At 71.4% G+C, this 26,482-nt stretch carries 18 protein-coding genes; 9 read left to right on the forward strand and 9 right to left on the reverse strand.

Going from position 1 to position 26,482, the window contains the following annotated elements:
- Positions 1–10 precede the first annotated feature (10 nt).
- Together FRANCCI3_RS06490 and FRANCCI3_RS06495 are read left to right on the forward strand one after the other, a co-directional pair.
- Positions 11–1,675: a hypothetical protein gene (locus FRANCCI3_RS06490; RefSeq protein WP_049760858.1), complete on the forward strand. Its 1,665-nt coding sequence runs from the start codon at positions 11–13 to the stop codon at positions 1,673–1,675.
- Positions 1,662–2,432 carry an FkbM family methyltransferase gene (locus tag FRANCCI3_RS06495; protein WP_023840571.1) on the forward strand — a complete coding sequence of 257 codons (771 nt, stop codon included), beginning with the start codon at positions 1,662–1,664 and terminating at the stop codon, positions 2,430–2,432. Before FRANCCI3_RS06490 ends, FRANCCI3_RS06495 begins: the two co-directional genes overlap by 14 nt.
- Here FRANCCI3_RS06495 and FRANCCI3_RS06500 read toward each other — a convergent pair.
- The 8 genes from FRANCCI3_RS06500 to FRANCCI3_RS06535 form a co-directional block, all read right to left on the reverse strand.
- Complete coding sequence (locus FRANCCI3_RS06500) at positions 2,416–3,420, reverse strand: glycosyltransferase (RefSeq protein ID WP_011435741.1); 1,005 nt, start codon at positions 3,418–3,420, stop codon at positions 2,416–2,418. The genes FRANCCI3_RS06495 and FRANCCI3_RS06500 overlap by 17 nt on opposite strands.
- Positions 3,417–4,274: an FkbM family methyltransferase gene (locus FRANCCI3_RS06505; RefSeq protein WP_011435742.1), complete on the reverse strand. Its 858-nt coding sequence runs from the start codon at positions 4,272–4,274 to the stop codon at positions 3,417–3,419. Before FRANCCI3_RS06505 ends, FRANCCI3_RS06500 begins: the two co-directional genes overlap by 4 nt.
- 77 nt (positions 4,275–4,351) lie before the next feature.
- Positions 4,352–6,394 (reverse strand): heparinase II/III family protein, encoded by a 2,043-nt coding sequence (locus FRANCCI3_RS06510; protein ID WP_011435743.1) that lies wholly within the window; start codon positions 6,392–6,394, stop codon positions 4,352–4,354.
- On the reverse strand, positions 6,391–7,443 hold the full coding sequence (locus FRANCCI3_RS06515; protein ID WP_011435744.1) for a glycosyltransferase family 2 protein: 1,053 nt from the start codon (positions 7,441–7,443) through the stop codon (positions 6,391–6,393). The genes FRANCCI3_RS06510 and FRANCCI3_RS06515 overlap by 4 nt, the downstream gene beginning before the upstream one ends.
- Positions 7,440–8,435: a glycosyltransferase gene (locus FRANCCI3_RS06520; RefSeq protein ID WP_023840573.1), complete on the reverse strand. Its 996-nt coding sequence runs from the start codon at positions 8,433–8,435 to the stop codon at positions 7,440–7,442. Before FRANCCI3_RS06520 ends, FRANCCI3_RS06515 begins: the two co-directional genes overlap by 4 nt.
- A gap of 5 nt (positions 8,436–8,440) precedes the next feature.
- Complete coding sequence (locus tag FRANCCI3_RS23255; RefSeq protein ID WP_011435746.1) at positions 8,441–10,300, reverse strand: FkbM family methyltransferase; 1,860 nt, start codon at positions 10,298–10,300, stop codon at positions 8,441–8,443.
- A complete protein-coding gene (locus FRANCCI3_RS06530) occupies positions 10,297–11,622 on the reverse strand; it encodes a glycosyltransferase family 4 protein (RefSeq protein WP_011435747.1) in 1,326 nt (441 codons plus the stop codon). Before FRANCCI3_RS06530 ends, FRANCCI3_RS23255 begins: the two co-directional genes overlap by 4 nt.
- 169 nt (positions 11,623–11,791) lie before the next feature.
- A complete protein-coding gene (locus tag FRANCCI3_RS06535) occupies positions 11,792–13,030 on the reverse strand; it encodes an MraY family glycosyltransferase (protein WP_023840574.1) in 1,239 nt (412 codons plus the stop codon).
- Positions 13,031–13,295: 265 nt separating this feature from the next.
- Between FRANCCI3_RS06535 and FRANCCI3_RS06540 the strand changes: the two genes are divergently transcribed.
- From FRANCCI3_RS06540 to FRANCCI3_RS06570, 7 genes are all read left to right on the forward strand, one after another.
- A complete protein-coding gene (locus FRANCCI3_RS06540) occupies positions 13,296–15,539 on the forward strand; it encodes a bi-domain-containing oxidoreductase (protein ID WP_011435749.1) in 2,244 nt (747 codons plus the stop codon).
- 46 nt (positions 15,540–15,585) lie between these two features.
- A complete protein-coding gene (locus tag FRANCCI3_RS06545) occupies positions 15,586–16,677 on the forward strand; it encodes a GDP-mannose 4,6-dehydratase (protein ID WP_011435750.1) in 1,092 nt (363 codons plus the stop codon).
- A gap of 107 nt (positions 16,678–16,784) precedes the next feature.
- The gene (wecB, locus tag FRANCCI3_RS06550) at positions 16,785–17,972 is read left to right on the forward strand and encodes a non-hydrolyzing UDP-N-acetylglucosamine 2-epimerase (RefSeq protein WP_011435751.1); all 1,188 of its coding nucleotides are present in this window, start codon (positions 16,785–16,787) and stop codon (positions 17,970–17,972) included.
- Between the two features lie 21 nt (positions 17,973–17,993).
- Positions 17,994–19,340 (forward strand): nucleotide sugar dehydrogenase, encoded by a 1,347-nt coding sequence (locus FRANCCI3_RS06555; RefSeq protein ID WP_035958200.1) that lies wholly within the window; start codon positions 17,994–17,996, stop codon positions 19,338–19,340.
- Positions 19,341–19,475: 135 nt separating this feature from the next.
- On the forward strand, positions 19,476–20,666 hold the full coding sequence (locus tag FRANCCI3_RS06560; protein WP_011435753.1) for a glycosyltransferase: 1,191 nt from the start codon (positions 19,476–19,478) through the stop codon (positions 20,664–20,666).
- Between the two features lie 66 nt (positions 20,667–20,732).
- On the forward strand, positions 20,733–22,091 hold the full coding sequence (locus FRANCCI3_RS06565; RefSeq protein WP_011435754.1) for a glycosyltransferase: 1,359 nt from the start codon (positions 20,733–20,735) through the stop codon (positions 22,089–22,091).
- A 272-nt stretch (positions 22,092–22,363) separates the two neighbouring features.
- On the forward strand, positions 22,364–25,147 hold the full coding sequence (locus FRANCCI3_RS06570; protein WP_011435755.1) for an aconitate hydratase: 2,784 nt from the start codon (positions 22,364–22,366) through the stop codon (positions 25,145–25,147).
- A gap of 311 nt (positions 25,148–25,458) precedes the next feature.
- On the opposite strand, the gene FRANCCI3_RS06575 is transcribed toward FRANCCI3_RS06570, so the two are convergent.
- On the reverse strand, positions 25,459–26,265 hold the full coding sequence (locus tag FRANCCI3_RS06575; protein WP_011435756.1) for an inositol monophosphatase family protein: 807 nt from the start codon (positions 26,263–26,265) through the stop codon (positions 25,459–25,461).
- Between the last annotated feature and the right edge of the window lie 217 nt (positions 26,266–26,482).

The raw sequence follows: 26,482 nt of genomic DNA on the forward strand, positions 1-26,482 counted from the left end.
ATCTTCTCTGTTGGCGAACTCTCTGCTGGCGGACGTCCCGGGCCGCCTGCCCGCTCGCGGGATGTCCGCGGCGCCACTCAGGTACGCCTGCCGGCGACGCCTCGCCGATCCCCTCGGGTGCGCCGTGGTGATCGCCCCGGCCGTGCCGGGTGGGAGGGTTGCCCACGCCGTCCGCCGTCCGCCGCTGCTGTGGCTGATGATCGTGATGGTCGGCGTGGTGCCGTGGTTCGTCGAGGCGCTCCGGCTGCCGTCCGAGCCCGACCGGGTGGTCCTGCGCTCGGTGGCGTTCACGTTCGAATGCCTCGCCGCGCTGCTCCTGGTCGGTGCGCGAGCGGGGCGTGGTTACGGGCTGGGGTTGTTCCGTCTCGGCCCCTGGTACCTGCTGTGGACCGGGATGTCGTTCGGGCTGGTGTCACTGGTCTGGCACACCCCCCAGCTGGACACTCCGCAGATCCATCTCGACGGCGTGCTGCGGGCACTCGCCCTGGCGAGCCTCGCCCTGCCGCTGTGGACCTGCGGATACCTGCTCGGCCCGGGCCGGCTGGTGACGCGCGCGGCCACCCGGTTTGCCACCGCGGCGGCGCCCGGGACCGGTACCCGGCTGCGCGACCGGAGCGTGCTGTGGATCCTGTGCGGGATCTCGGTGGCGGCCCGGGTCCTGCAGATTCTCCTGGGCCAGTATGCCTACCTGGGCGACGCGTCCCAGAAGGTCTCCGAGGCGAGTGCCTACGCCCAGCCGCTCACCCTGCTCGGCGGCCTCGGGATGTCCGCCCTGCTCATCGCCGCCGTCGATCTGGCCCGGGGCAGGGAAGACGGGGGCGGGGGGCGTCGGCGGACCTTCGTCGCCCTGCTGTCCGTCGAGATCCTCTTCGCTGTCGCCAGCGGGATGAAGGGGGTGTTCGCGACCAGCGTGTGGGGAGTGCTGATCGCGTTCTCCGTCGCCCGCGGCCGGCTTCCGATGCGGTGGATCGTCGCGGCCGCCGCCATCTTCGTCCTCGTGCTGATTCCCTACAACGCCTCCTACCGGGCCCAGGTACGCGGCCAGAGCCACACCATGGACGCTCGGTCGGCGGTGTCCATGGCGCCGACCGTGCTGGGCCGGACGCTGTCCGGGGACGCCCCCGCGGGGGAAGGCCCCGGGGAGTCACCGTTGGAGTACCTGACCTCGCGGATGCGAGGCATCGACAGTCTGGCCATCGTCGTCCAGCTGTCTCCCGACATCGTTCCCTACCGGGACATCAACGAGCTGTTCCTGGCTCCCGTCCTGACCGCCGTGCCCCGGGCGGTCTGGCCCGACAAACCGATCAGGGCCACCGGCTACGAGTTCAAACAGCAGTACCTCTCGGGGAACGCCCGGATCTACTCCGCGGCCGCTGTCTCCCCCCAGGCCGACCTCTATCTGCACGGGGGCTTGCTTCCCCTGCTGGTCGGCATGGCACTACTGGGCGCCGGTTTCCGACTGATCGACGAGGCGTGGGACCCGATGAAGGATCTACGCTACATCGTGATCTTCGTTCCGCTCTTCCTCCAACTGGTCAACTCCGAGAGCAGCGTGGGGGACCTCCTCGCGGCGTTGCCCATCCAGCTGGCCGTGCTGTTCCTGACGGCACGCTTCGCCTACGGTGGCGCCCGGCCCGCAACGAAGGGAAAAAATCTTGCTTATGGACGCCAGTGATGTTCTTTACCGAACCAAGATCTCGATCGCCGGTGCCCTGACGTCCCCGGCGGTGGGAACGGTCATCGCGGCGGCCACCCGCAACCGGGTCCCCAACCACGGGCTGCGTTTCGACGTGGCTGACCGCGACTTCACCCCGCAGGCGCGGGCGGCGCTGTTCTGGCGGCTGTACGAAGGGGCCGAGATCCGGATGATCCGCCGTCATCTCACGACCTCGGGCACCGTCGTGGAACTTGGTGCGAGTCTGGGCATCACCAGCGCGCATATCGCCTCGCGGCTGGCACCCGGCTCGCGGCTGGTGTGTGTGGAGGCCAATCCCCACCTCATCGAGGGCCTCACGCGACGCCTGGCCGCGTACGCCGGGCACATCACCCTGGACGTGGAGAACAGGGCGATCACGCAGGCCGTGGGTCCGGTGGCGTTCGCCCTCGTCGGGAACAACCTCGGTTCCCGGTTGTGGGACGACGCGTCACGGCGGACCGTCACCATTCCGGCGGCCACGCTTCGGGACCTGCTGGTACGCAAGAGGATCGCTGAGTTCGACCTCGTCAGCGACATCGAGGGTGCGGAGGCGTCGTTTCTGCTGGGGGATCCGGGCGCGCTGGACCGGTGCCGTCGAGCGGTGTTCGAGATGCACGACACGACCTTCGAGGGACGGCCCGTCACCGCGGCGGACCTGCTCGACGCCGCGCGTGGACTGGGCTTCCAGGTGGTCGACCGCCACGGAGTGGTGGTCACGCTCAGCCGGGACGGGTGAGCTCCCCCGTGCCGGCAGCCTTCTCCCGCCGGTCGACTCCCCCCGCGGGGTCCGACGGACCGATCGGCCGGTCCTGGGCCGGGCGAGGACGCGGGACGGAGCGGGCCTCGCGTGTCCACGTACTCCACCGGGACGCCCGGGGTTCCCCGGGCAGGGTCTGGTCGATGTCGGGGATGCGGGCGAGACCGTCCACGACGCCGCGCAGGCCGCAGTGGACGCGGACGATTCCGCGCCGGCGCACCAGCTCGGACACGGCGACCCGGGGCAGCACCGCCAGGAGCAGCCAGGCGGTCACCAGCGCCACCTGCCGCGGGCGGCCGTGGATGCGGGCGAACCACAGCCGGTTGCGCACCGTGTAGTAGGTGTAGCCGTTGCCGGGTACCGTCCCCCCACCGGTGTGCCAGGCCTGGGCCGGACTGACGAGGACACGCCACCCGGCCGCCCGAGCGCGCTGGCAGAGATCCACGTCCTCGTAGTACAGGAAGTACCGAACGGCCATCGGCACCTGCCGATGACACTCGGCCTTGACAAAGGTGATCGCGCCGGTGACCCACGGCACGTCATCGGCGTGGTCCGTGGGGGTCCGGCGGGCGCGCGGCACGGTGAAGACGCGGGTGAGCCCGGCGAAGCCCGGATGCAGACCGTCGGCGTTGACCAGAGTGGGTCCGACGATGCCCACGCCCGGGCGGGACAGTAGTTCCAGACAGGCGTCGACGGTGGCCGGCACGAGCTGGACGTCATTGTTGAGCAGGAGATAGCAGTCGGTGGCCGGATAGGCGTCACACGCGTGCCGGAAGCCGCCGCCGAAACCGAGGTTGCCGGGGGGGACGAGCCAGGCCGTCTCTTCCCCGAGGCCGTCGGGTCGTCCTCGCAGGTCGTTCGCCACCACGACGACCTCGCTGATCTGAGGCATCGCCGCCAGCTGCGCGGCCAGATCCATCGTCGGCCCGGTCGGCCCCCAGTGGACGATGACCGCCGTGGTCCTCATGCGCGCACCAGGGGCTCGGGAACCTGCCCGGACGCGGGTCGCGGGGTGGAGGGCGGGACGTCTGGCACGGCCAACGTGGACCAGGGTGCCGCCGTCAGGGGCCGCCGGGCCGGCGGCGGAACCTCCGCGTCGACGATGCGGTACCCGTGCCCGCGCAGCAGGTCGCCGACGGCCTCGGCGTTGCGTCCGGTGACCTCGCAGATCACGGTCGGGCGGATGTCGCCCAGAAGCCGGCGCCCACCGCTGAGGACCGCGTGCTCGGCCCCCTCCACGTCGATTTTCACGACGTCCGGTGCCGGGAAATGGGTGAGCAGGCCGTCCAGGGTGAAGGTCGGCACGAGCTGTGCCGCGCGGGTGCCGCCGGTCTGGCTGCTGCCGAATCCGTCCAGATGGCTGGTCGCGCGGTTGCGACTCGCGATGTGGAACGTGCTGATCCCCGGGGCCGCACCGACCGCGGCGGGCAGGATCTTCACCGTGGCGCGGCCATCGGTGGCCGATGATCCGCCGTGGCGTGGTGACCGTGTCTGCGACCGGCGCAACATCCCGACCAGCCAGGTGTCGGGCTCGACCGCGACGACTGTGCCGGACGACGTCGCGGCGGACGCGGCGGCGAAGGCGAACAGTCCCACGTTCGCGCCGATGTCCCAGACCACGTGGCCGGGGCGCACGACCTCGCCGACCAGGTCGGTCAGGACCGGATCGACGGCGGCGAGACTGGGGCGCAGATACTTCAGACCCGCCTCGGAAGAGACGTAGATGCGCGTCGCCTGGAAGGGAGGCGGCAGGCGGCGGGCCACCACCAGATGGTGGGTGAGCCGTTCCGCGAGAGGGCGTAGGACGGACAGGGTCGGCACGGTGTTCTCCCGTCGGGAAGTTTGTTCGGTTTCGTGGTGATTCGGTGCGACCGGGGCGGGTCAGGTCCGGGTGTGCGTCAGAGGCGGGCGGGCGACGATTCCGTGTCGCCGGAGCGCAGGTTGCCGGAGCGCGGGCCGCCGGAGCGGACTTCGTGGACGACCGTGGTGCGTACCGCGACAGGCAGCTCGGCATCGATCACGTACGCGGCGGTGTACGCCGGCACCGTACGGCTCCATCCGACCGCCCGGCGGGTGGAGCGCACCACCCACCGCCCCGGTCCGCCGGCCCGCAGGACCAGCCGCCCCTGGGAGGTGGTCACCGTGAGCGCATCCGTGGCCCCGCTCCGGGTGGCCGCGTTCCGGCTGGTCCCGATCGAGGTGGTCCCGATCGAGGTGGTACTGGTTCGCCTGGTATCGGCCGCCGCGGCGGTGACGGACACCCCGGGGGCGAAGTGGAACAGCACCTCGACGTGGTGGCGGCCCTCCCCGGTGATCCGATCGTCGACGGACAACCCACTCGGGTCGAGTCGCCACGTCCGCCAGTGCACGGGTCGCCCGGGAAGGTGGCGGTAGCCGTCATGGCCGGCGGCCAACGTCGCCACGTTTTCGTGGTGGCACATCGTGACAAGAGTGGGACGGGCCCGGCGGCCCGCCCGGAACGCGCCCCAGACCTCGGTCGAGTCGGCGTGATCGACGATGACGGTCGAGTGGGCGGCGGTACCGCGTTCGGCGTCCCGATCCGGTCCGGGGGCGTAGGTCGAGGTCCCGGTATCCACCAGGAGCGGCCGGCCGTCGTGCCAGAGCAGAAACGCGAGGGTGTCGGCGTGGGCGTGGGCCGGAAGGTCCTCGGGACAGGGCAGGCCCACGTCGGCGAGCAGATGCCACGGTCCAGCCGTCAGCACGGCGAGACCGCTGTCGACCAGCAGAAGGGCGTCGGCCCGGTCAGATGCGGGCGTCCGCGGACGGGGCACGGTCCCCACGGTCGACTGCGACGTCGAGGTGGGCATCTCGGCCAGGCGCGGTGCCGGGATCGGAACGGGACCCGGACCCTGGACTGCGATCGGCGTCGGTCTTACCGGAGCCGGGAGAAGCAGCCGCAGGGCCTCGGCGGGCACCGCGAACCCGTCGTTGAGCGTGGGAACCACGCCGTCCGGTCCGAGTACGGCCGTCAGCCAGGACCGCATCCTGCCGGCCGCGTCGAGCAGGGCGCCGGACACCACGTGGCCCGCCGCGGTGAGCAGCCCGGCGACGTCGTCGAGGTCGGCCAGCACCTGACAGTGATAGGTGGGGGAGCGCTCGTAGTGTCCACCGTCGCTGAGGACCTGCCGATCGAGCTCGCGCAGCAGCGCGTCGACCCATCGTCGGCGGCCGCGGGCGTCGTCATCGGCGACCGCCAGCCCGATCAGCGCCTTGTAGTTCTTCAGCAGGTGGTTCCCGCCGACGTCGGTCTCCAGATGAGTGCGCAGGAAGGACCGGCAGACGCCGAGGTCGGCGAGGACCGCCATCTCGGCGGGCGTTCCCCGCGCGAGCCGGGGCCACAAGGCACACAGCGTCCAGGCCCGGAGTGACACGACGTAGGGCGACCAGGCAACCGGATCGCCCAGGGCCACCGAGGTCCGCCAGGCCAGATACAGCCGGGCGAACATCGCGGGCCCCTGGACAGCCTCGGTGGTGAATGCCCATGCCCAGTCCCAGTAGTGCAGATGGTAGCGCCACAGCAGCGGAGCGTCGGCCTGCCTCCAGTCCCATCGGGCGGGGGCCGCGGCGGCGCCGGCCCCCGCGGGGGTGCCGGTCGTGGGGGTGGGGGGTACGGGGGTTCCAGTAGCGGGAGTGTTGGAGTCCCGGGGACACAGATCGCGGGAGTGACCGAGCAGGGTTAGGCGGCCCGCGACGATCTCGTCGAACATCGGCCGAGCCGGCGGGCATCTGCCGTCGAACGGCAGGAACCCGATCGGCCAGGATTCCGCTGGCGGCCTGCCGCGCAGCAGCATCTCGCCCAGGCCCGGGTGGCGACTCAGGACGGCCCGTTGCCCGCGCAGCCGGACACGGGCACCGAGCTGGACCGGTCGCAGTCCCGCGGTGGTGCGCAGGTAGCGACCGAGCGGAACCGACGCGGTCACCGGTGAACGGACCGAGTCAGTGCGCCGATCGTGAGCTCATACCAGGCGTAGTAGAGACAGAACAGCAGCCCCTGCCGCCCATCCCGCCATCCGCTCCGTAGCAGGTACATGTAGCAGAAGAGGACCGCCGGCTTGGCCGGAACCAGCGGGAAGATCACGTCCCTCGCGATGGTCCGGGTGAGCGGTCGGGTCGACCCGGTGGGCCGGCGCACCTCCTCGCGGACCCGCGCCAACCGCTCCCGGACAGCGGGCTGCGTCACGCGGCGCGCCGCCTCCAGTTCGGCGTAGCGCACGTGCTTGCGTAGCCAGGCGGCGAGTCCCTTGTGGTCCTCGTCGATCAGGTCGGCGGACAGCCGTCCGACCTCACCAGTGACCACGGCCCGTTCGCTGTAGGTGACGGCGGCGTCGAAGTACGCCACCCGCCGATCGAGCAGCCGCGCCTGCCAGCTGTTCGCGTACCACCCGCAATGCGCGATCCAGCGGCCTTCGAACACCAGCCGGCGTCGTTGGCTGTAGGCCGCGCAGTCCGCCGTCCCCAGCCGGGCGGCGATCTCGGCGGCGAGCGCGGTCGACACCCATTCGTCGCTGTCGAGGAAGTACACCCAGTCGTGGGCGATCCCCGGGTTGGTCATCGCCCACTGCCGCTGGCCGGCGAACCCACGCCAGGGCTCGTGCCAGACGGTCGCACCGATGGCGCGGGCCAGATCCGCGGTGCCGTCGGTGGAACCCGAGTCCACGACGACGACCTGTCGACACCAACCGGCGGACCTGATCGCCCGGACGATGTTTGGTGCCTCGTTGTGGGCGAGGATGATCGCGGTGACGGGAACCGATCCCGGCGCCGGCTGTGGCTGTGTCGATCCGGCGGGGGCGGCGGTGTCATAGGGGGTCGGCCAGTTCGCTCGGCGCGGGGTTCGCGTCGTTGCTGGTTCTGGCGCGGCTGGTTCTGGCGCGGCCGGTGCTGGCGTTGCCGGTTCTGGTGCGGCCGGTGGTGCCGCGGGGAACGACGGGCCCTGGCGCGGCGGGATTCGGTGGGTCTGCGTCGTCACGGTGAGCTCTCTCCTGCGTCGAGCAACCAGTCGAAGTAACGCGTCGGATCGAAGGGGTTTCCCGTCTCGGGCCGTGGTGTGAACGTGAGCGCCGTGCGCAGCGCCACGGCGAGATCATCCGCCGACTCCCGGGAGTACGGCACCAGAACCGGGCCGGCCACCTCGCGGTTGTGTGAGGTGTCGCGGGCGATGACGGGTATCCCGGCGAGCCGTGCCTCGGCGAGCGGGTAGCCGAAGGACTCCATCGTCGTCGGCTGCAGCAACGCGCCGGCATCGCGTTGGTGGGCCCGCAGCTCGGCCGGCGTCAGCCGGCCCACGAACCGCAGCGTCCGACAGTGGGACAGGCCGTGTTCGTGGGCCTCGCGATCGGTCGCGGTGACCGTGATCGCGAGGTGGGCTCCGATCTCCTCCTGAAGCCGGGTCGCGGCGGCATCGACCATGCGGAGCAAGTGCCCCATCGGTTTGAACGGCGCGAACAACACGGGACACAGAAACCGGCCCGGCGTACGGGCCTGGGGAGGGGTCGGATCGGGGGACAGCGGATGGGGCCGGACCACCAGCCTGGCGGACAGGCTAGGAAGTATGGTGAGAACCCGGTCCGCCATCGTGGTCGTCGGTACGACGACCACGTCCGCACGACGGGCGAACAGCCGCACGAGACGTGCTGTCCGTGCCACGCCGTCGGGCAGGCCGCCGGGTAGCCGCCGGGCCTCCTCCGCCGGCAGGAAGTGCAGCACGTTGCGCAGCAGGACCCACCGTTCGCCGCGGGTCGCGAGGAAGCCGACGTTGTTGAGGGCGATCGCGCGCGCGTACCGCCCAGGCCGCTCCCGGCGGGCGAGCCAGCCCGGTCCGATCCGGCGATCTCGGCCGACCAGATGGACCTGCAGGCCCGGCCGAAAACTCAGGTAACCGTCCAGTTCGGTCAGGAACCGCAATGCCCCGCCCATCCGGGCACCGGCACAGTCGACCAGGATCGGGTGGGTGCTGGACATCGGCCTCACGCCGAGACACCCCGCGGTGCGGGGTCGTCGACGAAACCGGGCTCGGATGACGGGCGGCTGCCGGGTACCGACACCGGGCGACCGTCGGGCTGCGCGGACCCGCGGATGGCCCGGGTCGTCGATCGGGTCCGGCGGGCGTAGAGGTAGCCCGACGCCGCGTCGCCCAGATGGGCAGTCGGCACCAGGTCGTTACCGAGCAGAGTGACCTCGAAGCCGTGCCGGACCAGCAGGTCGTCGAGCGTACGGGGATCGCCGAACCCGGTGTGCACCTCCATCACGATCCGACCAACCGCGTCCAGCCATCCAGGCTCGTCGAACAGGGCGAACTCGGAGCCTTCGATGTCCAGCTTGACGAGGTCGACCTGGTCGACCCCGCCAGCCTCGAACACCTCTGCCATGGTGAGGACGTCGACGTCCCCGTCCCAGTGTGTCGCGTTCCGGCGGGCCCGCGGATCGGCGAACACGCCGGCGGTCGGACCGACCAGGGCGTGGAGCAGCTGGATGTGGTTCGACACACCGTTGCCGGCGGCATGGTTGATGAAGGCGGGGGCGAACCCGCGCTGCGCCTCGACGGCAATCACATCGGCGCCCGCTCGCGCCGCGAGCACCGAGAACAGGCCCTGGTTTGCGCCGAGGTCGACGACGACCTCGCCGGCCGCCGGCGCGTACCCGGGGAGGGCGTGGTAGACCCCGCGGCAGTACATCTCGCGCGCGCCGCCGAACGCGGTGCCGGGCAACATGACCGTCACCCCGGGCAGCGGCCGGTAGGTGTGGCCGCCGGTGGCCATCGCCCGGTCGGCGGCATCCAGGTTGCCCGCCCGGCGGATGGTCGGAGCATGCCGGGCCACGGCGGCACCGAAGCGCAGCGCCGTCGGGGGACCAGCCACCCTGGCGATCCGTTGGAGGTCCTGGAGCAGCTGGGTGGCCTGGTCGATCCGGAACATCCGGGTCTCCGTTCGGTCGGGAGAGCGGCTTGGGGTCACCCGATAGGGTGATGAGGTGGCCTGCGCCGCGATACCGGCCGCGAACGGCCGCGGACGATGGTCCAGGTCGCGGCGGGCCGCGTCGATCGCGAACGCCTTGTCCTCGATGAGCCGGGCGATCTGTTCGGCCTTCAACCTTGGCGAGGACACCCGCCGCTCGTAGGCGCGGGTCACGGCGATGACGGGGCGGACCGGCACGGGCACGCAGATCACCCGCCGGCCGACGGCGGCGCCGGCCGTGATCACGACCTGCCGGAACGTCAATGCCTCCGGCCCGGCGACGTCATAGGCGCGTCCGATCGCCGCCGCGGTCGTCGTTGCGCGCAGCACGGTGCGGGCCAGGTCCTCGACGTGCACCGGCTGCTGCAGATGATGCCCCCCGCCGGGGACCGGCAGCACCGGAACGCGCCGGAGCAGCGCCAGCAGCCGGGCCATGTTCCGGTCGTCGGGACCCCCGTAGATCATCGTCGGTCGGATGATCGTCCAGTCCAGCCCGCTCGCCGCGATGGTCCCCTCGGCCGCTACCCGGATCCGCTTCGAGGGTGGATCGAGCGTGGTGAAGATCCCGGTGGTGGAAAGGAAGACGGCCCGGCGAATGCCGGCCGCACGGGCGGCGGTCACGATCGTCTCCGCATGGCCGAACCCGAGTGAGGCGATGTTGATCAGCGCCTCGCAGTTCGCCTCGCGGAACGCCGGGAGCAACGTCGCCGGATCGTCGAGGTCACCGCGCACAGTCCCCGCGCCGTGTCGGCGCAGCTTCGTCGCCGCCGCGTCGCTGCGCGCCAGCCCGACGACCCGGTGTCCGTCCGCGAGCGCCCGGTCGACCACCCGGCTTCCGAGGAAACCGGTGCCACCGGTGATGAGGAACCTCATGCGACCACGTCCGGTGCAGGTACCGGTGCAGGTACCTGCACCGGTGGGGAAAGGGTCGTCGGTGGAGGCGGCGCCGGGAACGGTGCGTTGTCGAACAGCAGCGTCTGGTACCGGCGGGCCAGATCGTCGCGATCGTAGTGGGCCTCGACGTGCGCCCGCCCGCCGCGGGCCATCCGCGCCCGGCGGTCCGGGTCCGCCGCCAGGACCAGGATCGCCTCCGCCAGCGCGGCCGAGTCCTCGGGGGGCACGACCATCTGCCCGGCGGCAAGGAGGATCCGGGCCGCCTCGCCGCGGACCGCCCCGATCACCGGGCGGCCCGCGGCGAGGAACTCGAACATCTTCGATGGGATGAACGTGTCGAACATCGGCACGTCCCGCAGTGGGACAACGCAGATGTCGGCGGTCGCGACGACGGCGGGTACCTCCTCGCGGGCAACCCCGTCGCGCAGCACCGTGTTGGCCAGTCCCAGGCTCTCGACGTGCCCGACGAGCCTGCGTTTCTCGGCCCCCTCACCGACGAAGGCGAACCGGATCGGCCGGCCGGTCACCCGGGCGGCCGCGTCGGCGATCGAGGTCAGTCCGTGCGAGATGCCGTGGGCGCCGAGGTAGAGCACGAGGGTGTCGCCGTCGGTGGCGCCCAGCCAGGCCCGGATGTCGGCCGAGGCCGCGGTCGTCGGGTGGAACCGGCGGAGGTCCACGCCGTTGGGAATCACGTGCACCTTGCGCGGCGCGATGCCTCGTCGCACGATGTCCTCCCGGAACCCCTCCGTCACCGTGACAACGGCGTCGGCGGCCCGGTAGGCGGCGAGTTCGAGGCGTTCGAGAACGCCGAGGACCCGCCGGTCGGTGAGGACGCCGAGGTGCTCGAAGATGGCCGGCCACAGGTCGCGGACCTCCACAACCAGCCGGGCGCCGCGCAGCCTGGCGAGCAGCCAGGCCGAGCCGAGGGGAAAGAAGGTCGGCGAGGACACCACCACCACGTCGGCCGGGCCGGCGGGCCGGCCGCCGAGCAGGACGCTGGTGACCATGAACGACAGATGACCGAGGGTCTTGCGGGCGATCCCCTCGTTGGGAGTGGCATAGAGCCAGGTGCGTACGACGCGGTACCCGTCGACCCGCTCGGTCCGCAGCCAGGCGCCGCGATAGGCGGCAGGGATCTTGCCCGTCGGGTGGTTCGGCATGCCGGTGAGTACGGTGACGTCGAGCCCGTTCGCCGCCCACGCGCGTGCCGTCTCCGACAACCGGGACTGGGGAGCTCCGGTCTCCGGGGGGAAGTAGTGCGTCACCAGCAGGACGCGCGACCGGACAGGAGAGGGGACCACCGACCTCGACCTCCAGTCGCCCTTTACATACTTCACCATGAGTAATGTATTGTATTCTGTGAGTGACTAAACGTAGGCGATGTCGCATCGCGTGTGTCGCGCTTCGTATCGATCTCATTGCCATCCGTCGTCGTTGTCGGCCGCCTGGCGGTCGCGGGGTACGAGCCGATCAGTGGCTTCGACCGGCATCCCCCAGTGGCCGGGTCCCGTCGGTCCGGTCTGTCCTGTCCGGGTTCGTCGGCCGGCGTTGCGACGGGATCGCCGCGACTCCGGACGCGGCCGGTGTGGGGGACGCGGCCGGTGTGGGGGACGCGGCCGGTGTGGGGGACGCGGCCGGCATGGGGGACGCGGCCGGCATGGGGGACGGGTGCGGGCGGGCGGGAACGGCGCGCGAGTGGCGGGCGGAGTCCCGTCCCGCCGCGACGCGCTGTGGAGCGTTCAGGTACCCGAGGAGCACCAGCCCGGCCGCCGTGTCGGCGAGCAGGCGAACGGGCAGTGGTCCGTCCGCGGCGAATCCCAAGGCGACGAGGACCGCCGTCAGGACGCCAACCAGCCCGGTCACCCGGGTGTGTGACCACCCGGCGGTGGTGAGTCGCTGGTAGGCATGGGTGCGGTGGGGCAGGTACCACTGTTCCTTCGCCCGCACCCGGCGTAGCAGAGTCCAGGCGGTGTCGGCCAGGTACAGCGCCGTCGGTGCCAAGGCGGTCTCCACCGGTATTCCCGCCAGGACCGCCCGCACCGCCAGGAGCGCGATCGCGGCTCCCAGCGAATAGCTGCCCACGTCCCCGAGGAAGATGCGGGCCCGAGGAAAGTTGAACGGGCCGAAACCGAGCGCCGCGGCCGCCGTGAGAGCACCGCCGGTCGTGATCGCGTCCACGTGTTGGACGGCTCCGAGCACCGTGAACGCCGCCCCGGCCAGGACCGCCGTCGTCACCGAGATGCCGTTGATGCCGTCCATGAAGTTGAAGACGTTGACGAACGCGGTGATCCAGACCGGTGCGATGATCGTGACGAGCAGGACGGTTGTGCCGCTCGGAACCGGGTCGTCGAGCACCGCCCCGCGCACCGCCGTCACCGCGACGACGGCCGCGGTGACGTGCAGGGCCAGCCGGCGCGGCGGAGCGATGCCGCTGAGGTCCTCGACGAGTCCGATCAGGCCGAACGGGGCGATGCCGATGGTCAACGACAGCAGGTCGCGGGCGTCGCCGGGCCCAGGGATGCACACCGCCAGGCCGATGCCCGCGAACAGCCCGAGGACGACTGCGATACCGCCGCCACGCGGGGTCGGGACCTGGTGCGAGGACCGCGCGGTGACCTCGTCGATCGCCGCCATCCGACGCATGCCGACGATGACGATCGGGGTCGCCGCGAGGGTGACGATGCACGCGGCGGCCGACGCTTCGAGCATGCCGTTCCTCCGGGTCTGACACTTCGAATGGGCGAGGCCGATGTTCATCGCTGAATGTAATGCATCAACTACACTGCGCAGCATGATGCGAGCGTGGGCGCCCCCGACGCCCTCACTTCCCCCGGTCGTACCGAAGACTCGGGCCGACACGCCGGTACGGGTCCGCGCGTGGGTGCGGGTCCACCTGCCGGCGCCGACCGTCGGCCGGCGCGGCGGCGCCCTGGTGGCGTGGTGAAGCAGGTGGCGTGGTGAAGCAGGTGGCGTGGTGAAGCAGGTGGTACAGGCGGCGTCCGGCGGGGCGGTGCGCGTCGTCGACGTTCCCGTGCCGGTCATCGGTCCGACCGAGGTGCTGGTGGCGACCGTTGCGACGATCGTGTCCGCCGGCACGGAACGTGCCGTTACCACGCTCGCCCGCTCCGGGCTGCTGACCAAGGCGCGGGCCCGCCCGGACCTTGTCCGCAAGGTCGCGGAGAAGGCGAGGACCGACGGTCTCATCCCGGCCGCGCGTTCGGTCCGGGACCGGCTCGGCGCCGACGTTCCCCTCGGCTACAGCGGATGTGGTCGCGTCGTCGAGGTGGGCTCCGCGGTTGACCGCATCCGCCCCGGTGACCTCGTCGCCACGGGTGGGGCCGGGCGCGCCAACCACGCCGAGTTCCAGGCCGTTCCCGGGTTGCTCTGCGCCCGGGTGCCGGGCGGGGTCGACCCGGGGGCGGCGGCGTTCGCCACGATCGGCTCTATCGCCCTGCACGGGCTGCGCCTGGCGGAGGTGGGCCCCGGGGCGAAGGTGGTGGTCGTCGGGCTGGGGCTGGTCGGTCAGCTCGCAGCCCGGCTCGCGCTCGCCAGCGGATGTGACGTCGCCGGCATCGACCTTGCCGATCTGCCGCTGGTCACCGCCGAGGCGAGCGGTGTCCGTGCGCTGCGGGAGTCCGGCGAGGCCACCACCGCCGCGGTCCGCGCATGGAGCCGGGGCCGTGGTGCCGACGCGGTCCTCATCTGCGCCGCTGGTCGCTCGGCGGAACCGGTCATGCGGGCCACCGCGCTGGCCCGGGACCGGGCGCAGTTGGTCGTGGTGGGTGACGTCGGACTGGGCCTGCTTCGCGCGCCGTTCTACGACAAGGAGCTGACGCTGCGCTTCGCCCGCTCCTACGGACCGGGCCGGTACGAGCGTGGCTACGAGGAGTGGGGGGTTGACTACCCGGCCGGGCAGGTCCGCTGGACCGAGGGACGCAACCAGGAGGCCGTGCTCGACCTGCTCGCGGCCGACCGGCTGCGAGTTGATGATCTTGTCACCCACGCCTTTCCGATCGACGCGGCGCCGCGTGCCTACGAGATCGTCGCCACCCGCAGCGAGCCGTACCTGGGGATCCGTTTCGACTACCCGGCGTCGGCTGCCTCCGAACGGGTCGGGTCCGAACGGGTCGGGTCCGAACGGGTCGGGTCCGCGGTGGCCGGGGCTGCACTGGCGCACAGCGCGGGCCCGACCCGGGACCGGTCGGTCAGCCCGCGGCCGCGGGTGCCCCGCCAGCGATCCGCCCCAGCGGGACGTCGGGGCAGCCGGGTCGGCTGGATCGGGGCCGGGACGTTCTCCGGATCGGTTCTGCTGCCCGCCTTCCGGGCGGCCGGGTTTGACCAGTTGGTCACGGTGGCCTCCGCCGGTGGCCGGTCGGCCAGGGCCTTCGCGGACCGGCACGGGTTCGCCGGGGCGGTGGCCGGCGCCGACGCCGTGCTGGACGACGACGACGTCGACGTGGTCGTCATCGCGACGCCGCATGCGACGCATGCCGACCTCGCCGCCCGGGCCCTGGAACGCGGTCGGCACGTATGGTGCGAGAAGCCGCTCGCGCTGAGCCTCGACGAGCTCAACCGGGTGGAGAAGGCGGCGGCGACCGGCGGCGGGGTGCTTGTCGTCGGATACAACCGGCGTTTTTCCCCGGCGGTCACCGCAGCTCGCGCGGCGCTGGCCGACCGGGATGGTCCTCTCACGTTGAGCTATCGGATCGCCGCCGGGCCGGTGCCGGCCGACCACTGGTACAACGACCGGGTCCAGGGTGGCCGGCTGCTCGGTGAGGTCTGCCATTTCGTCGACACCTGTGCCGCGCTCGCCGGCAGCGAGGTGGACACGGTGACGGCGCTCGCCGGGCGGGAGGCCGAGCTGTTGCTTGCTCCCGATGTGGCGGTCACGCTCCGGCATGCCGACGGTTCCCTGTCTGCCATCTCCTACAGTTCCGCCCGTCCCCGCGGAGTGCGTAAGGAGCACCTCGAGGCGCTGGCGGGCAGCCGGCACGTCCGCATCGACGACTACCGCGAACTGGTGATCGATGGACGTTCCACCTGGAAGGGGCCGCAGGACAAGGGGCATCACGCCGCCGCGGCGGCCTTCCTGCGGATGTGCCGCGGCAGCGACACCGGTGTCACCGCGGAGCTGCTCGCCTCGAGCCGGGCGACCCTCGCGGCCGCTGACGCGCTCGGTGCCGAGGTACCGCGAAGCCCGGCCCGGCTGGGTTCCTGAATAGCTGGGAACCCGGCCGAAGATTTTTTCGACGAAAGGATTCGACGTGCCTCGCGCGCTGATTACCGGGATTACCGGTCAGGACGGGTTGTATCTGGGTGAGTTGCTGACCGCGAAGGGTTATGAGGTGTTCGGGTTGGTGCGGGGGCAGTCGAACCCGAAGGTGGCGACGGTGGAGCGGCTGGTGCCGGGGGTGGTGTTGTTGGAGGGGGATCTGACGGATCTTCCGTCGTTGATCGGGGCGGTGGAGATCTCGCAGCCGGACGAGGTGTACAACCTGGGGGCGATCTCGTTCGTGGGGTTGTCGTGGAAGCAGGCGGAGCTGACCGGGGAGACGACGGGGATGGGGGTGCTGCGGGTTCTGGAGGCGTTGCGGATCGCGGGTGGTAACGACATGTCGGGGGTGCGGTTCTATCAGGCGTCGTCGTCGGAGATGTTCGGGAAGGTGCGGGAGACGCCGCAGCGGGAGTCGACGCCGTTTCATCCGCGGTCGCCGTACGGGGTGGCGAAGACGTTTGGTCACTATCTGACGGTGAATTATCGGGAGTCGTACGGGGCGTTCGCGTGTTCGGGGTTGTTGTTTAATCACGAGTCGCCGCGGCGGGGGATCGAGTTCGTGACCCGGAAGATCTCGCGGGCGGTGGCGCGGATTTCGTTGGGGTTGCAGGACTCGTTGTCGTTGGGGAATCTGGAGTCGCGGCGGGACTGGGGTTTCGCGGGGGATTACGTGGAGGCGATGTGGCGGATGCTGCAGCAGGACGCGCCGGACGATTATGTGGTGGCGACCGGGGAGACGCACAGTATCCGGGAGTTGTTGGATGTGGCGTTCGGGCGGGTGGGGATCTCGGACTGGTCGGGGTTCGTGCGGCAGGATCCCCGGTTTTTCCGGCCGGCTGAGGTGGATGTGCTGGTGGGGGATTCGTCGAAGGCGCGGGAGGTGTTGGGGTGGAAGCCGCGGGTGGGGTTCGAGGAGTTGGTGGCGATGATGGTGGACGCCGACGTCGCCACCGAGACGGAATCGGCCGCGCGCGACGGGCTCGCGGCCCCCGCCGGGCGGGCTGGGGCGGCCCGTCCCGCCGGGCCTACCGTCGTCGACCAGCCGCGCGGCGGATCGGATCGTTCCGGGGTCCGCTCGTGACCGGCGTACCTGCGGGTGGTGAGCCCGTCGCCGGTGTACCGGTGGATGGTCTGCCCGCGCCGCGGGCTCCACTCGCGGCCGCGCGCCGCCGGTCCGGACCGGTCCCGATGCTCGCCGAGTCCGGGCTCGCGCCGAGGCCGCACGCGGTGGTCGTGGCCGGGGCGCGGCCGAACTTCATCAAGATCAAGCCGATTCTGGACGCCCTCGACGCGGAGGGTTTCCGGACCACGCTCGTGCACACCGGACAGCACTATGACGAGGCGATGAGCGAGGTGTTCTTCGCCGATCTCGGGCTGCGCCCCCCTGACCATCACCTCGCGGCCGGATCGGGCTCCCACGCCGTGCAGACGGCCGCGGTCATGACGTCGTTCGAGCCGTTGCTCGACCGGCTTGCCCCGGAGATCGTCGTCGTGGTCGGCGATGTCAACTCAACTCTGGCCTGTGCGCTCGTCGCGGCGAAGGCGGGCGTGCCCGTTGCCCACGTGGAGGCGGGACTGCGTAGCGGTGACCGGTCCATGCCCGAGGAGATCAACCGTGTTGTCACCGACCACGTGTGCGACCAGCTGTTCGCGACCTCACCGGACGCGGTGGAGCATCTGTACCGGGAGGGCCTGCCCCCCCGGGCGGTCCATCTCGTCGGCAACGTCATGGTGGACACCCTCCTGGCGTGCCGGGACGAGGCGCTGGGCCGGCCGACGCTGACCGAGCTCGGCCTGCACCCGGGCGGGTACGGCCTGGTGACCATGCACCGGCCCGCCAACGTCGACGATCCGGACGTGCTCGCCGGGCTGCTCGGGGCGCTCGGGGAGATCGCGGTGCGCTGCCCGCTGGTCTTCCCGGCGCATCCCCGTACGGCGGCGCGGCTGGCCGGGATGCTCCCTCCGGGGGTTCGGCTGCTCGGACCCGTGGGCTATCTCGACTCCCTGGCGTTGCAGGCCGGGGCGCGTCTCGTGCTCACCGATTCCGGCGGCGTGCAGGAGGAGTCCACCGTGCTGGGAGTACCATGCCTGACGCTCCGTGACTCGACGGAACGTCCATTGACTGTTACCGAGGGTACCAACCGGGTGGTGGGTCGGGACCGGAGGGTGGTGGTCACGGCCGCGTTCGACACCCTGGAGCGGCCGCCTGCGCCCCGGCGTCCGGCCTTGTGGGACGGCCACGCCGCCCGCCGCATCGCGCGAATTCTGGCCCGGGTGGTCGCCCCCCCGCCGGAACCGGGCCGTCCGGGCGCACCGGATCCGGCGATCCGTCCGCCGACCCAGGACACAGCTAGCCACCTACCTCTCTCTATGTAAACAATCTGACACACTATGTGTATGACTTCGAAGAAGCTGGTGGTCGTCGGGCAGGGATACGTCGGTCTCCCGCTCGCGATGCGGGCGGTCGATGTGGGTTGGCGGGTCGTCGGGGTGGACGTGGACGAGAGCCGTGTCGCCCGGCTGGCCGCCGCGCGGTCCTACGTCGAGGACATCCCCGACAGGCAGCTCGTGGCAGCGTTGGGGTCGGGCCGGTACGAGCCGACGTCGGACTACGCCCGCGCCGCGGCGTTCGACGTCGCGGTGATCACTGTCCCTACCCCGTTGCGGGAGGGGGCTCCCGACCTGTCCTACATCGTGGGCGCGGCGCGCAGCCTCGCGCCGCTGGTCCGGCCGGGCGTGACCGTGATCCTGGAGTCGACGACCTATCCGGGGACGACCGAGGAGCTGTTCGCCCCGCTGCTCACCGAGGGTTCCGGTCTGCACCCTGGTATCGACTTCCATCTCGGCTACTCGCCGGAGCGGATCGATCCGGGTAACCGGGTGTGGAACCTGGTGAACACCCCCAAGGTCGTCTCCGGGGTGCACGAGGACTCCCTGGCGGCCGTGAGCGCCTTCTACGACACCGTGGTCGAGCGGACGGTTCCGGTCGGCTCGACCCGGACCGCCGAACTCACCAAACTGCTGGAGAACACCTTCCGGCATGTCAACATCGCGCTGGTGAACGAACTGGCGATGTTCGCGCACGAACTCGGCGTCGACGTGTGGGAGGCGATCGACGCGGCCTCCACCAAGCCGTTCGGGTATCTGCGGTTCACTCCCGGCCCGGGGGTCGGCGGCCACTGCCTGCCCATCGACCCGTCGTACCTGTCCTGGCGGGTGCGCCGCAGCCTCGGCCGCAGCTTCCGATTCGTCGAGCTCGCCAACGACATCAACGACCACATGCCTGACCACGTGGTGCGGCGGGTCACCGAGATGCTCAACACCCGGCGACGGTCGGTCGCGGGCAGCCGCATCCTGCTGCTGGGACTCGCCTACAAGAAGAACACCGGGGATGCGCGCGAGTCGCCCGCGACGCGGGTGGCCACCCTGCTCGCCGACCTCGGTGCCCACGTGCGAGCGGCGGACCCGCACGTCGACGCGGCCCGGCTGCCGCCCCGGGTGACCCTGGTGGAGGTGGATGCGGGAGAGCTTGCGGCCGCGGATCTGGTGGTGCTCCTGGTCGACCACGACGCCTTCGACCGTGACCAGGTGGCACGGCATGCCTGTGCGGTCCTCGACACCCGGCACTGGCTGCCCACGCACGACCGGGGCCGCCGGCCGGTGGCGGCAGGCGGGGGACACCCGCTGATACCGGCGCAGGTCGCGCGGCACGACGAGCTTGCGTTCGCCGTGGAACCCCTGTGACCCCCTCCCACCTTCTGACGCCATCCCACCCTCGCGGCGTCCCGCATCTTCCCGTATCTTCTCGTATCTTTATGTAGTTGAATGATAACTGAAAATTATCGTCATCGAGAGGGTGCGGGCGGAGGGGCGGGTGCCATGCGGGTCGTCGCCACCGACGCGTGGTTCCATCACCGGCCGAGTGGGTGGCGGCGCCGGGGCCCGATAACGGTGCTGAAGGTGCTGAACCGGATGGAGCGCTCCGGCATTCATCCGGGGGCCGTGAACCTGCTCCGCCGCCTCGACCAGGACGAGTTCCGGCTGTTGTTCGCGGTGACGTCCGGCGCGGCAGGAGCGTTCGACGGTGAGATCCGGGCGCTCGGCGGCGAGGTGTACCACTGCCGGGCCGACTGGCGCTTTCCATGGTCCTTCCTGAGGCTGCTGCGCCAGGTACGCCCGGACGTGGTGCAGGCGGAGGTGGTGCAGGCGGACGTGACGATCCTCTCCGGGGTGGTCCTCGCGCTGGCCCGGCTCGGGGGGGTTCGGCGCCGCGTCGCCTACCTCGCCGATGCCCCGGACCGGCACGGCGACAGCCTGGGCGGCCGGGTGCGGCGGATCGTCGGCCGGTTGCTGCTCGACCGGTTCGCCACCCATCTGGTCGCGGTGAGCGAGGCGGTGATGCGGGGTCTGTGGCGGGAGAACTGGCGGCTCGACTCCCGTTGCCGCGTCATCTACCACGGCGTCGAGCTGGAACCGGTCGGCGTCGCCATCGCGGCCCGCCGCCGCGCGGAGGAACTCGCCGAGGACGATCAGGAGCTTGTCACCATCGTCCACGTTGCCTGCCCGGATTCGGCGAAGAGCCGGGACCGGGCCGTGGAGATTCTCGCGGCGCTGCGGGGGCGGTCTGTGAACGCCCGGCTCCTCTTCGTGGGTCGTCAGGATGCCGCCGAGACGGCCCGGCTGGTCGCGCTGGCGTCTCGACGTGGCGTCGCTGACCACGTCGAGTTCATCGGCGAGGTTCTTGAGATCCCACGCCTGCTGGTCGCGGCCTCGCTGCTGCTGGTCACCTCCCGCCACGAGGGCCTGACCGGCATCGTGCTCGAGGCCTGCGCGGTCGGGACGCCCGTGCTCTGCGCGGACCTGCCCGGGGTCGACGAGATCGCCCGGCTGCTCCCCGGCGTGACGATCCTGCCGCTGCGTATCTCCGACGCGGTCTGGGCCGACACCGCCGAGATGCTCACCGCCGTTCCCCCGACCATTGATCAGCGCCGGGAGGCGATGCGTCTGCTGCGCCGGTCCCCGTTCACGATGGAGCACTGGCAACGCGACATCACGGCGGTGTGGTCGTAGCCGGCGTCCCCGCCCGTCCGGGTACCGCCACCGTCCGGCCACGACCAGGAAGGACGACCGCCCACGATGAAGATAGTCACCTTGCTCGAGGCGGGGGACGGCCCGCGGTGGCCCGTCGCGCACGCCGTAGCCGAAAGGGAGAGCGGGGACCGCGTCATCGTCCTGATGCCCCCGCCCGACCACGTCGACAGTCCACTGGCCCGGGAGTTGACCGCGGGCGGCGTGGAGGTCGTCGCGAGCCCCGTGCCGCACCGGGGAGCGTCGATCCGCCGTCAGGCCGGTGGGATTCTCCGGCTGCGGGCGGAGCTGGCCGCGCTCGGGGCGGACGTCGTCCACTACCACCACTACGCCTCGGCGGTGGCCGCCCGCCTCGCCACCGTGGGCACCACGATCACCCGCGTGTACATGGTCGCGAACCCTCTGCACCTGGACCACCCGCTGATCCGGCCGGTCGAGCGGGTGCTCTGTCGGCTCGATCACCTGCTGATCGCGCCGACCTCCGACGTCCGGTGCCGCTACGCCGCGCTCGGCCAGCCGGTGCGCCGCCTGCGCACCGTGTCCTACGGCGTGGATCTGGACCGGTTCACGCCGGCGGACGACCGGGAGCGCCGGGCGGTCCGGACGGATCTCGATCTGCCCGAGAACGGGTTCGTGGCGGTGCGGGTGGCGCACTTCCACCCGCCCGGTCGTCTTGTCCATCCGGGCCGGGGGGTGGCGGGCCACGAGGTACTGCTGGCGGCCTGGTCGCGGTTCGTCGAGCTGGGCGGTCGCGGCACCCTGATCCTCGTTGACGGGGCTCCCGAGGGCGGGGAGGACGTCGCCGGTCGGCGCAACGAGGCCGCGGTCCGTTACCGCGAGCGGGTCCGGGTCTGGGCCGGGGCGCTTCCCGGCGCGGCGGCGGTGCGCTGGGTGCACGGTGTCCGCGACGTGCGGCCGTACTACGCCGCCGCCGATGTGAACGTGGTGTCCTCCTGGGTGGAGGACTACGGCGCCATCGGGGTGGCGTCGGCCTGCGGGGTACCGACCGTGGCGACGCGGGTCGGGGCGATCAGCGAGCTGGTGGACGACGAGACCGGCTGGCTGGTGGCACCCGGCGACGCGGTGGCGGTGGCGGAGTGTCTCACCGACGCCGCGGCCGGCCGGCGGACACCCGCCGCGCGCGACCGAGGCTTCGCCGCGCGGGCACGGGCCGAGAAGCTGCTGGATCGCCGGTCGTTGAGCCAGGACGTCGTCGCTGCCCTGCACGAGGCCGTGCGCGGCGCGCGGTCGTGGCACGCGTGCTCCGGCCCGGGCCGGAGCGTGCCGGGATGCACCGGGGACCGAAAGAACGAGTTCACCCGCAGGTGGGGTGATTATTGCCGAACATTCCGCCGTTGTGGGCAGGGGCCGCCGGCAGCTTCCGCTACTGTTAGCAGTGTTAAGTAATTGCTGGAGTCGGGCGTGACGACCTTGTTCGGGAGGCCCTGGCGGTTCCCGCCGACCCGGAGGGTCGGCGGGGTCACAGCGTCGCGGGCGCGGTGCGAGACGCGCCGGAATGCCAGGATGGGACGGAGCTGGCCGAGGCAGGCAGGCGCCGGATGCGTGCCCACCCGGGGCCGTGGGTCCGGTGTCACCATGGTGCGGCCAGCCGGGCGGGGCCATGGGAGCGAGCCCCGCCGCTCGCGGGTGGCGGGCGGCGGGCGACGAGGAGGAGAACGATGGACACCTTCGGCAGTACCGGATCGCTCGTGGTGGGTGATCGCACCTACACGATCAGGCGGCTGGACGCGGTGCCCGGGGCCGATCGACTCCCCTACAGCCTCAAGGTGCTGTTGGAGAACCTTCTGCGTACCGAGGACGGCGCGAACATCACCGCGGACCACGTCCGGGCGCTGGCGAACTGGGATCCCTCGGCCGCCCCCAGCCAGGAGATCCAGTTCACGCCCGCCCGCGTCATCATGCAGGACTTCACCGGTGTGCCGTGTGTGGTGGACCTTGCCGCCATGCGGGAGGCGATGGCCGCCCTCGGCGGCGACCCATCGAAGATCAATCCGCTGGCCCCCGCCGAGCTCGTGATCGACCACTCGATCATCGCCGACCACTTCGGCCGGCCGGACGCGTTCGAGCTCAACGCGGCGCTGGAGTTCGGCCGCAACCGGGAGCGTTACCAGTTCCTGCGCTGGGGTCAGGAGGCGTTCGACAACTTCACCGTCGTCCCGCCGAACACCGGCATCGTGCACCAGGTCAACCTGGAGCACCTCGCCCGGGTCGTCTTCACGAAGCAGACGGCCGATGGGACGCTGGCCTACCCCGACACCCTCGTGGGCACGGACAGCCACACCACGATGATCAACGGTCTCGGCGTGCTCGGCTGGGGCGTCGGCGGCATCGAGGCCGAGGCCGCCATGCTCGGCCAGCCGGTGAGCATGCTTATCCCCACTGTGGTGGGCTTCAAGCTGACCGGCGAGCTGCCGACGGGCACCACCGCGACCGACATGGTGCTCGTCATTACCGAGATGCTGCGTCGGCACGGCGTCGTCGGCCGGTTCGTCGAGTTCTACGGCGACGGCGTGACGAACGTCCCGCTGGCGAACCGGGCGACCATCGGCAATATGAGCCCCGAGTACGGCTCCACCTGCGCGATCTTCCCGATCGACGCGGAGACACTGAACTACCTCAGGCTGACCGGCCGTCCCGCGGAGCTGGTGGCGTTGGTCGAGGCGTACGCCAAGGAGCAGGGCCTCTGGCACGACCCGAGCCGCGAGGCCGCTTACACGACCACCCTTGAGCTGGACCTGTCCACCGTCGAGCCGTCGCTTGCCGGGCCCAAGCGCCCGCAGGACCGGGTGCCGCTGGCGAGCGCGAAGCAGGCCTTCCGGGCGGCGTTGGTCGACTACGCCCAGCCCCTGGTGCTCACGAACGGCGGCGCGGACGAGGCGGATGCCGAGTCCTTCCCGGCCTCCGACCCGGCGGCCGCATTCGCCGACAAGCCCTCCGACGCCCCGATCTCGGTGAACGCCGTGGTCGGGGACGTCGCCGCCCGCCCGTCCAACCCGACGGCGGTCACCCTCGCCGACGGCACGGGCGTCGAGATCGACCACGGCGCCGTCGCCGTCGCGGCCATCACCTCCTGCACCAACACGTCCAACCCGCAGGTCATGATCGGCGCTGCCCTGCTGGCCCGCAACGCCGTCGAGAAGGGGCTCACCCGCAAGCCGTGGGTGAAGACCACCCTCGCGCCGGGCTCGAAGGTGGTCATGGACTACTACGAGCGGGCGGGGCTCGTGCCCTACCTGGACAAGGTCGGCTTCAACCTGGTCGGGTTCGGCTGCACCACCTGCATCGGTAACTCCGGGCCGCTGCCGGAGGAGATCAGTGCCGCGGTGAACGACGCGGACCTGGCGGTGGTCAGCGTGCTGTCGGGCAACCGCAACTTCGAGGGCCGGATCAACCCCGACATCAAGATGAACTACCTGGCGTCCCCGCCGCTGGTGGTCGCCTACGCGCTGGCCGGCACCATGGACATCAACCTCGACACCGACCCGCTGGGCACCGGCACCGGCGGGGAGCCCGTCTACCTGCGTGACATCTGGCCGAGCGAGGCCGAGGTCGCCGCGGTCGTCGGCGACGCCATCCAGTCCGAGATGTACGAGTCCGACTACGCCGACCTGTCCGGTGACGAGCGCTGGCGTTCGCTGCCGCTCGGTGATGGCGGGGAGGTGTCGCGGACGTTCGCCTGGGCGCCCGACTCCACCTACGTCCGGCACCCTCCGTACTTCGAGGGGATGGCGGCGAAGCCGGAGGCCCGGACCGACATCATCGACGCCCGGGTGCTGGCGGTGCTCGGCGACTCGGTCACCACCGACCACATCTCCCCGGCTGGTTCGATCAAGAAGGACTCGCCTGCCGGCCGCTACCTCACCGAGCACGGGGTCGCGCCCGCCGACTTCAACTCCTACGGGTCGCGGCGCGGCAACCACGAGGTGATGATCCGCGGCACGTTCGCCAACATCCGGTTGCGCAACCGGCTGGCGCCGGGCACCGAGGGCGGCGTCACCCGGCACCTGCCAGACGGCGAGCAGCTGGCCATCTACGACGCCGCGCAGAAATACGCCGCCGAGGGTGTGCCGCTGGTGATCCTGGCTGGTAAGGAGTACGGCTCGGGTTCCTCCCGGGACTGGGCGGCGAAGGGTACCTCGCTGCTCGGCGTGCGGGCGGTCATCGCCGAGTCCTACGAGCGCATCCACCGGTCGAATCTGATCGGTATGGGCGTGCTGCCGCTGCAGTTCCCCGCCGGCGAGTCGGTGGAGTCGCTCGGCCTGACCGGGGAGGAGACGTTCACCATCACGGGCCTCGCCGAGGTGGACGAGAGGACCCCGCCCATCACGGTACGTGCCGGCGACAAGACCTTCGAGGCGGTCGTGCGGATCGACACCCCCGGCGAGGCGGAGTACTACCGCCACGGCGGGATCCTGCTGTACGTCCTGCGCTCGTTGCTGTAGCCCACGACCAATGATCCGGGGCCGGCGGGTTCGCTCCCTGCCGGCCCCGCCCGCCGGTCCGCATGCCGCGCGCCCCCGTTCCCGTTTCCCGGACTGAGAAGCGACACGCCGTCAGCGGTATCAGTTGGGGAGGAACACCGTCATGCCCGGACAGTGGGACGCCACCGTCAAGTCGGTCTACGCCGTCGACAGTGGTACCTCGGGATCCGCTCCCGCGGCGGTCTCAGTCGGGCGCTCGTCGCAGCCGGAATCGACGACGTCGTGCCCTGGCCGTGAGCGGGGCCGGTGGTGGGCTCGCCCGGTCGGGGACCTCAGTCGCGGTCGGCGGGGGGATCCTCGGCGAGCAGGGCGGTCAGCGCCGGGAACAGGGCCGGCGGGGCGGCGACGGTGAGATCTTCGCCCGCCGGGCGGCCGTGCAGCCCACCGACCCGCAGCCCGGCCTCCACCGCCACCAGGCCGCCGGCGGCCTGGTCCCAGGGCTTCAGCCCACGCTCGTAGTAGGCGTCGACGAGGCCGCCGGCCGCCGCGCACAGGTCCAGCGAGGCCGCACCCATCCGACGGAGGTCGCGCACCCGGGGCACCACCCGGCTGGCGACAGCGGCCTGCGCGGCCCGGCGGGACGCCGTGTAGCCGAAACCCGTTGCGACGAGGGCGCCGGCCAGCGTCGTCACCGTGGAGCCGGTCAGCGGTTCCCCGTCCCGGTACGATCCGCCGCCCCGCGTGGCGGTGTAGGTCGCGCCCAGCGCCGGGGCGTGCACAACCCCGGCGACGACCTCCCCGTCGACCTCGGCGGCGATCGAGACCGCCCAGTTGGGCAGCCGGTAGAGGAAGTTCACCGTCCCGTCGAGCGGGTCGACGATCCAGCGCACCCCGGTCGTGCCGGCGGAGTCCGAACCCTCCTCGCCGAGCAGTCCGTCGCCGGGGCGCAGTTCGGCGAGCCGCCGGGCGACGAGCGCCTCGGAGGCGCGGTCGAGAGCGGTCACGACGTCGGTGGGAGACGACTTCGTCGTCTCCGCGGCCACGGTGCCCTCCCGGCCCCGCGCGAGCAGGTCACCCGCCGCACGGGCGATCGTCAGCGCAATGGCGAGCAGTTCGTCCGGGTCTGGCAGGTCGCTCATCGTCCGGCGCTCCAGGGATCGGCACGAAGTGGGGATCGGCACGGGAGTACGGTCCGTTCAACGGTTCATCCTGCCAAGACGGCCGGTCGTGTACTCCCCATGGAACGTGAGAGGTGTCACGTCCGTCGACCTCTTCCGCTTCCCGTTTCCGTTCCGTTCCGGCTCCGGCTCCGGCCCAGGGGCGCCTGCCCGGGCCGGAACCTCGCCGGTCCGCCGA

The organism is Frankia casuarinae (assembly GCF_000013345.1).
Classification (GTDB): Bacteria; Actinomycetota; Actinomycetes; order Frankiales; family Frankiaceae; genus Frankia; species Frankia casuarinae.

Excerpts from the sequence above, each read along its gene's own strand:
- FRANCCI3_RS06495 (WP_023840571.1), top strand. The coding sequence starts at position 1,662 with ATGGACGCCAGTGATGTTCTTTACCGAACCAAGATCTCGATCGCCGGT.
- FRANCCI3_RS06500 (WP_011435741.1), bottom strand. The coding sequence starts at position 3,420 with ATGAGGACCACGGCGGTCATCGTCCACTGGGGGCCGACCGGGCCGACG.
- FRANCCI3_RS06520 (WP_023840573.1), bottom strand. The coding sequence starts at position 8,435 with ATGTCCAGCACCCACCCGATCCTGGTCGACTGTGCCGGTGCCCGGATG.
- FRANCCI3_RS23255 (WP_011435746.1), bottom strand. The coding sequence starts at position 10,300 with ATGAGGTTCCTCATCACCGGTGGCACCGGTTTCCTCGGAAGCCGGGTG.
- FRANCCI3_RS06535 (WP_023840574.1), bottom strand. The coding sequence starts at position 13,030 with ATGCTCGAAGCGTCGGCCGCCGCGTGCATCGTCACCCTCGCGGCGACC.
- wecB (WP_011435751.1), top strand. The coding sequence starts at position 16,785 with ATGCTCGCCGAGTCCGGGCTCGCGCCGAGGCCGCACGCGGTGGTCGTG.
- FRANCCI3_RS06555 (WP_035958200.1), top strand. The coding sequence starts at position 17,994 with ATGACTTCGAAGAAGCTGGTGGTCGTCGGGCAGGGATACGTCGGTCTC.
- FRANCCI3_RS06560 (WP_011435753.1), top strand. The coding sequence starts at position 19,476 with ATGCGGGTCGTCGCCACCGACGCGTGGTTCCATCACCGGCCGAGTGGG.
- FRANCCI3_RS06565 (WP_011435754.1), top strand. The coding sequence starts at position 20,733 with ATGAAGATAGTCACCTTGCTCGAGGCGGGGGACGGCCCGCGGTGGCCC.
- FRANCCI3_RS06570 (WP_011435755.1), top strand. The coding sequence starts at position 22,364 with ATGGACACCTTCGGCAGTACCGGATCGCTCGTGGTGGGTGATCGCACC.
- FRANCCI3_RS06575 (WP_011435756.1), bottom strand. The coding sequence starts at position 26,265 with ATGAGCGACCTGCCAGACCCGGACGAACTGCTCGCCATTGCGCTGACG.